Annotated in this window: 3 protein-coding genes; all 3 read left to right on the forward strand. The window is 68.4% G+C overall.

The genetic code is table 11. The features are described 5' to 3' along the window. Window positions 1-7 precede the first annotated feature (7 nt). The gene (locus tag ABZV93_RS06445; RefSeq protein ID WP_354931328.1) at window positions 8-1,402 is read left to right on the forward strand and encodes a formimidoylglutamate deiminase; all 1,395 of its coding nucleotides are present in this window, start codon (window positions 8-10) and stop codon (window positions 1,400-1,402) included. A gap of 265 nt (window positions 1,403-1,667) precedes the next feature. Then, complete coding sequence (locus ABZV93_RS06450; protein ID WP_354931331.1) at window positions 1,668-3,788, forward strand: M4 family metallopeptidase; 2,121 nt, start codon at window positions 1,668-1,670, stop codon at window positions 3,786-3,788. Window positions 3,789-4,126: 338 nt separating this feature from the next. Next, a complete protein-coding gene (locus ABZV93_RS06455) occupies window positions 4,127-6,325 on the forward strand; it encodes a M4 family metallopeptidase (RefSeq protein ID WP_354931334.1) in 2,199 nt (732 codons plus the stop codon). Window positions 6,326-6,845: the final 520 nt, after the last annotated feature.

Raw genomic sequence — 6,845 nt, forward strand, 5'->3', positions numbered from 1 at the left:
GCGTCGGATGAGTCCGGAGCCGACGGCGTACTGGTGTGCCCTCGCCTGGCTGCCACCCGGCCAGGTCGAGACCGGAGTGCTGGTGGAGGTGGCCGGCACGCGCATCACGGCAGTCCGTACGAACGTCCCGCGACCGCCCGCCTCGGCCGTCAGGTTGCCCGGCCTGACCCTCCCCGGCCTGGCCGACGTGCACTCACACGCATTCCACCGGGCGCTGCGCGGGCGAACCCAGGACCCGGTCGACGGCCCCGGTGGCACCGGCGCCCCCGCCGGTATCGGCACGTTCTGGACCTGGCGGGACCGGATGTACGAGGTCGCCGAGCGGCTGGATCCCGACAATTACTACGACCTCGCCGTCGCGGTGTACGCCGAGCTCGCCCTGGCCGGGATCACCTGCGTCGGGGAGTTCCACTACCTCCACCACGGGCCGGGCGGCCGGCGCTACGACGACCCGAACGCGATGGCCGACATGCTGGTCGCCGCGGCCCGGACCGCCGGGATCCGGATCTGCCTGCTCGACGCGTGCTACCTCACCGGCGGGATCGGCGCTCCGCTGACCGGGGCGCAGGAACGCTTCGGCGACGGGGACGCCGAGCGTTGGGCCGGACGCGTGGACGCGCTGCACGAGAGGTACGCCGGCGCCGACGACGTGTCGATCGGGGCCGCGGTGCACTCGGTCCGCGCCGTACCCGCCGAGCAGTTGCCGACCGTGGCCGCGTGGGCGCATGCCCGGGCCGCGCCGCTGCACGTCCACGTCGCCGAGCAACCCCGCGAGAACACCGACTGCGTTGCGGCGTACGGCATGGATCCGGTACGGCTGCTGTTCGACCGCGGCGTCCTCGGCCCGCGGACCACCGCGGTGCACGCCACGCACCTGGACGACAGTGGCGTCGGCCTGCTCGCGGAGACCGGGACGACCGTGTGCCTGTGTCCCACGACCGAACGCGACCTCGCCGACGGACTCGGCCCCGCGGGTGCGCTGGCCCGGGCCGGCACCACCCTCGTCCTGGGCAGCGACAGCCACGCCGTGGTCGACCTGTTCGCCGAGGCCCGCGCCCTGGAGTGGGGCGAGCGCCTCGCCACCGGCCGTCGCGGCCACTGGCCGGCGTCGGCCCTGCTCACGGCGTGTACCGAGGCGGGCCATCACGCGCTCGGGTTTCCCGACACCGGGGTCATCGAGGCCGGCGCGAGAGCAGACCTGGTGAGCGTCCGGCTGGACTCGGTGCGGACTGCCGGGACGGACCCCGCCCACGCCGCGCAGACGGTGGTGTTCGCCGCCACGGCGGCCGACGTCGACGCGGTGGTCAGCGGCGGTGTGCAGGTGGTGGCCGGTGGCCGGCACCGGCGGGTGGACCACGTCGCGCGCCGACTGGACGCCGCCGTTCGCGCAGTCCTCCCGTGAGCCGAGAGCTTCGCACCCGGTCGATCACATACAGTACTGACATCGCTACAGACCGTAGGCATTCGTCCCCTCTCGTCGGCATTTCGACCCGATGGCGGGGTTTTCCACAGATCTTCCGCTTCCTCCCGCCTGATCTGCCCTAGGCTCCGGTCTGTTCCCTCTCTTCCCAGACGACACCCTCGGGGGGTCCCACGTGAGATCGCGTCGCCTGGTCGGCGGTCTTGCAGCTCTCGCCACCGCTGTCAGCGGTTCGGCGCTTGTTGCCATGGCCGTGCCGGCCAGCGCGGGCTCGAGTACGAGTCCCGCGTTCGCTCGCACCACCACCCCGGACGCAGTCGTGTCGCAGCGCGGCAACGACGGGTCCGTACGCGTCATCGAGCCCAAGGGCGGCACCATCGCCCGCCCCAAGGGCGTGGCCGCCGACGCCAGGCCGGAGACGGCCGCGAAGGCGCACCTGTCCACCTACGCCAAGGCCTTCGGCGTGTCCAGCTCGCAGCTGACGGCGGCCTCGTCGACGAAGCTCGCCAACGGCTCCGCGGTCCGCTTCGACCGCGCCGTCGACGGCGTCCCGGTGTTCGCCGGGCAGTTGGTCGTCGCGCTCGACCAGTCCAACAACCTGCAGTTCATAGTGGGCGAGACCGGTGGCAAGCCCACGCGTTCGTTCCCCAGCGTCGGAAAGCTCCAGGCCAACAAGCTCGCCGGCGTCGCCAAGCAGGTCGTCGCGACCCGCGAGAAGCTCGGATCGACCGCTGGTCTGAAGGTCCGGTCCGAGGGCCGCAACTGGTACGACGGCTCGATTCTCGGTGTGCCCGGTGCCAAGGGCGTCAAGCCGGTCTATACCTACCTCGTCGGCGACGCCCGCCGCGGACTGCAGTACCGCGTTCTCGTCGACGCCTCCACCGGCAAGGCCGCGCTGGCCTACTCGCTGACCGAGCGGGCGCTCAACCGCGTGATCTGCGACGCGAAGCGCCGGGTCGTCGAGGACACCTCCTGCGACGGCGACGCCAACCCCTACGCCCGTGTCGAGGGCCAGGGCCCGTCCAGCGTGGCCGACGTCAACAAGGTCTACGACTTCTTCCACGACACGTCGGTCCGCTACGCGAGCTATGTCAACCTCGACCTGACGAAGCTCATCGGCATCGACTACGGCGACGGCAAGGGCAAGGCCCTTCGGGCCACGGTGCGCGTCTGCACCTCCGACCCCAACGGCTGCCCGTTCGCCAACGCCTACTGGGACGGCCAGCAGATGGTCTTCGGCGAGGGCGTGACCACCGACGACGTGACGGGGCACGAGCTGACCCACGGCGTCACCGAGCGCACCGCCGCCCTGGCGTACCTCTACCAGTCCGGTGCGATCAACGAGGGCCTGTCCGACGCGTGGGGTGAGATCGTCGACCTCACCAACGGAAGCGCCGACGACACCGCGGCCAACCGCTGGAAGATCGGCGAGGGCTCGTCCCTCGGCGTGATCCGGGACATGAAGAACCCCACCGCCTACGACCAGCCCGACAAGATGACCTCCGGCATGTGGTTCGACGACGTCGACTTCGAGGACAACGGCGGCGTCCACTACAACAGCGGGGTCTTCAACAAGTCGGTCTACCTGATCGCCGACGGCGCGTCCTTCAACGGCTACACGGTCCGCGGCCTGGGCCTGGCGAAGACCGCGAAGATTCTCTGGACGACCCAGAACCTCCTCGCCCCGGGCGCGGACTACAAGGACGTCTTCTACACCATGCCGCTGGCCTGCCGGAAGAACATCGGCCAGGCGGGCAGCTACATCACCGAGGACGACTGCCAGCAGGTCGACAACGCGGTCCGGGCCACCGAGATGTACAAGGACCCGGTGCAGGGGAGCGCCAAGAACGTCAACTACTGCGCGAACGGCAAGTCGCCCCAGGCCAGCTACACCGAGGGCTTCGAGTCCAAGAGCGGTGGCTGGACGTTCGGGGGTAGCTGGGTGCTCTCCAGCGAGGTCGGCCTTCCCTACGCCACCGTCGGCGACGAGTCCGCGGTCGCATGGACCAGCGCGGGCGACAACGTCCTGCTGACCCAGAAGACGGGCGTGAAGATCCCGGCTGGTTCGTACCTCCGCTTCGACCACGCCTACCTGCTCGCGAACGGCGACGGCGCGAGGATCGAGTACAACACAGGCTCGGGCTGGCACGGAATGGCTGCTCTGCCCAACGTCAACGGCGAGGACACCCCGGCAGCTGAGTTCGGCGGCCTGAAGAGCTTCGCGGGAACGTCCAACGGGTTCGGCGGGACGCGGTACGACCTGTCCAGCCTGGCGGGCAAGACCGTGCAGTTCCGCTTCCACTCCAAGGTGGGCACGGACGACTCCGCCTGGTGGGTCGACAACCTGAAGATCTACTCCTGCAGCTGAGTCGCGGCGCACCTGTCGCGTAACCGAGGAACGACGGCCTCGGTACCAACCGGAAACCCGGTTGGTACCGAGGCCGTTTCGCGTGTGCCGGTTCGCCCCTGTCGCGTCGAGCCGAACGTCGCTGCGCGTTCCGGTCACCTCGAGCGAAGCGAGCTGGCGCACAGTAACCGTGCCGTCATGTCCGGTTTCTGGTATCTCGGGCCCACCTGGGTTGCACCGCCCCGTGGGTATCCAAATCGCCCGATTTGCCACTAGGCTCCTCGGGCACCTGTATGCGCGTTCCGATCTCCTCTCGGCACGCAAGGTCACGTCACATTCCGGACTGATGGGGGTTCCTAGTGAAGTACCGACGCACAGTCGGCGGTATCGCCGCCCTGGCGACGGTCGTCAGCGGGAGTGCTTTGGCGCTCGCCGCACCGTCATATGCCGGCACGATGTCCGGCCCGAGCTTCCTGCCCAAGAAGGCGGACAGCTCGATCAAGGTTCTAGAGGGTTCCGACGGCGACGTCACCGGCATCGCGGCCAAGGGGGCGGCGATCAAGCTGCCGAAGGGTTCGTCGGAGTCTCCGAGGGTCGCTGCCAAGCAGCACCTGCAGAACTTCGCGGGCAAGCTCGGCGTCGACGCGGCCCAGATGAAGACCGTCAGGTCCCAGCAGGTCGACGGCGGCAACGTCGTTCGCATGCAGCAGGAGATCAACGGCATTCCGGTCGTCGCCGGTGAGCTGGTCGCGTCCCTCGACAAGCAGAACAACCTCGAGGCGCTGCTCGGCAAGACCGCCAAGGGTTCGGTGCAGGCGCCGAAGAAGCAGTTCAGTGCCGTGGCGAGCGGGATCGCGGCGCGCAAGTACGTCGCCAAGAAGGCGGACGTCTCCGCCGGCAAGCTCGAGGTCAAGAACGAGGGTCGCTGGATCTACAACCCCTCGCTGCTCGGTGCGCCCGGTGCGCCGATCAACCGCGAGACGCTGAAGTTCCAGGTCAACACCCCCGACCACGCCGTCGACTACACCGTCTTCGTCGACAGCGGCTTCAACTCCGTCGCGCTGGCCGTCAGCAACAACCACGCGGCGCTCAAGCGCGACATCTGCGACCTGAACAACAAGGACGCTGGTGACCTCGACGGCGCCAAGTGCGACGGGACCACCAACAAGTACACCCGCCGCGAGGGGGGTGCGAAGTCCGGCATCGCCGACGTCGACAAGGTGTACGACAACCTCGGCGTCGTCTCCAGGTGGTACGCCTCCTACGCCGGCCTGGACGTCTCGGCGTTCATCGGCGGCAGCAGCAAGACGCTGAGGGCCTCCACCCGGACCTGCCTGTCGCAGCTGCAGCCGGGTTGCCCCCTGGCCAACGCCTTCTGGAGCGACGGCATCGGTCAGATGGTCTACGGCGAGGGCGTGACCGGCCTCGACGTGACCGGCCACGAGCTGACCCACGGCGTGACCTCGCACACCTCCGCGCTCTACTACGCCTACCAGTCGGGCGCGATCAACGAGTCGATCTCCGACACGATGGGTGAGCTGATCGACCTGGCCGCCAATCCCGGCAAGGCCGGCAGCGACCAGGGCTGGCTGATCGGTGAGGACGAGGACCCGGCGTCGCCGGACCTGCCCGCGCCGCTGCGCAGCATGAAGGACCCGACGAAGTACGACCAGCCTGACCGGCTGACCTCCTCGCTGTGGACTGCCGACCAGCAGTACCGCGACAGCGGTGGCGTGCACACCAACAGCGGGCCGGGCAACAAGACCGCCTACCTGCTGACCCAGGGCGACACCTTCAACGGCTACACCATTCGTGGCATCGGCCTGGCGAAGGCGTTCAAGATCTACTGGACCGCCGAAAACCTGATGACCTCGGGTACGGACTACAAGGATCTGTTCAACGTCCTGCCGCTGTCCTGCCGCAAGAACATCGGCAAGACCGGCACCTACATCACCGAGGACGACTGCGCCCAGGTCGACAAGGCCGTCCGCGCGACCGAGCTCTACAAGGACCCGGCCAACGGCGCCCCGGTTGCCACGCCCTACTGCACCGTCGGCAACGTGAAGACGTCCTACGTCCAGACCTTCGACTCCGCGCCGTCTGACTGGACGCTCGACCCGACCGGTGGCAACGGCCTGATGAACGCGGACCTCGAGTTCGATTACGTCAACACCGGTAAGGACGCTCTGGGTCTGTTCACCCAGCCCGGTGTCGAGAGCGGCACGGCGACGTCGGCCGGCAAGAAGATCCCCGCCGGCAGCTGGCTGCGGATCGACTACGCCACCCTGTTCAGCCTCTACCAGCCCTCCGCTGGTGCCACCGCCAAGCTCCAGTACAACGACGGCAGTGGCTGGAAGGACGGCAGCACGCTGACCGGTTCGGTCAACCCGGGCCCGTGGACCCAGCACGACTCCCACGGCTGGGCCTCGGCGAAGTACAACCTGTCGACCCTGGCCGGAAAGACCGTGAGGTTCCAGATCTCGGTCAAGGATGTCTCCAACGACAACCAGGCGTCGCTGATGGGTGTGGACAACTTCAAGATCTACACCTGCGCATGACCGACGCTCGGGTGGTCGGCCGGTGAGGTTCCGCGTCAGCGGAGCCTCCGGCAGGAGTAGCCACTCGTAGTCACCGCACCACGAGCCGAGAGGGCCCCGAGATCGCCACTGGTGATCTCGGGGCCCTCTCGCATGTCCGCCTGCTGCCTGCGCCGGGCGGGCGGCGGGCACCCTGAGCTGGGGCTTCGTACTCGCGGGGGTACCCGGACGCGACCCTGAGACGACCCTGAACTTGAGCCGAGCTGACTCACCTCTGTTGACTGAAGCGCACTAGGTCGGCAATATTGAGCCGGTTGCACTCAAGGGTGACAGGTCGGGCCTCGGCCGTCCCGCCCGCGGGGGGCGACACCAGCACGATCGCGCAAGCGCATCGCACACACACAACACCAGATCCATCCGCGCGGCGTCCGCCGGGCGGCTCTCAACTCGGAGGCTTGTGGTTATGTCTCGTTCGGTCGGTATCGATCTTGGTACGACGAATTCTGTGGTGGCGGTTCTTGAGGGTGGGGAGCCGACGGTT

This window comes from Actinopolymorpha sp. NPDC004070, from assembly GCF_040610475.1.
Classification (GTDB): domain Bacteria; phylum Actinomycetota; class Actinomycetes; order Propionibacteriales; family Actinopolymorphaceae; genus Actinopolymorpha.